This is a genomic window from Actinomadura napierensis, from assembly GCF_039529375.1.
GTDB lineage: Bacteria > Actinomycetota > Actinomycetes > Streptosporangiales > Streptosporangiaceae > Spirillospora > Spirillospora napierensis.
On the sequence record NZ_BAAAMR010000399.1, the window covers coordinates 1 to 544 of the forward strand.

Sequence of the window (544 nt, forward strand, 5' to 3'; positions counted from 1 at the left end):
CCCATGTCTATTCTTTGTACAGAATTTGGATTCTAATTGAACTTTTTGAAAATACCACCCACTATTTATTTAATAAATACCCATATTTTGAACTGATGATTCACGATATTTGACTTGAGGTGTAATATAGGAAGATTTTTCTTTTTTTTGCAGACAATAGTCTCTCTTATACAGTCCTGTATATGAAAATTTCTTTATCTTCGTTTCAAATTGGGTCTTTTTTTGCGCTTTGCTCTGCTTTTCTATTCAGCACAAAAGCGATTTTCATTAAACAAACTTATGCCCTTTCTCCATTAGTAGACGGTACAGTCCTGATGGCTTTACGGATGTTAAGCGCTTTACCGTTTTTTCTATTAATTTGCTGGTTCAATAGGCATCATAATCAGGGCATAAAAAAGAAGGATTGGCTAATTTTAATTTTTGCCGGTCTGTTAGGCTACTACTTTGCCAGCTGGCTCGATTTCATGGGCCTCATGTTTATTAGCGCTTCTTTAGAGCGAATCATCCTATTTTTATATCCCACACTTACCGTGATCGCTTCAAG

At 35.3% G+C, this 544-nt stretch carries 1 protein-coding gene; it reads left to right on the forward strand.

Annotated elements, in window-relative coordinates; genetic code table 11:
* Window positions 1-182: 182 nt before the first annotated feature.
* Window positions 183-544: EamA family transporter (locus ABD296_RS50140; protein ID WP_344285782.1), on the forward strand; the 362-nt coding region annotated here is incomplete at its 3' end.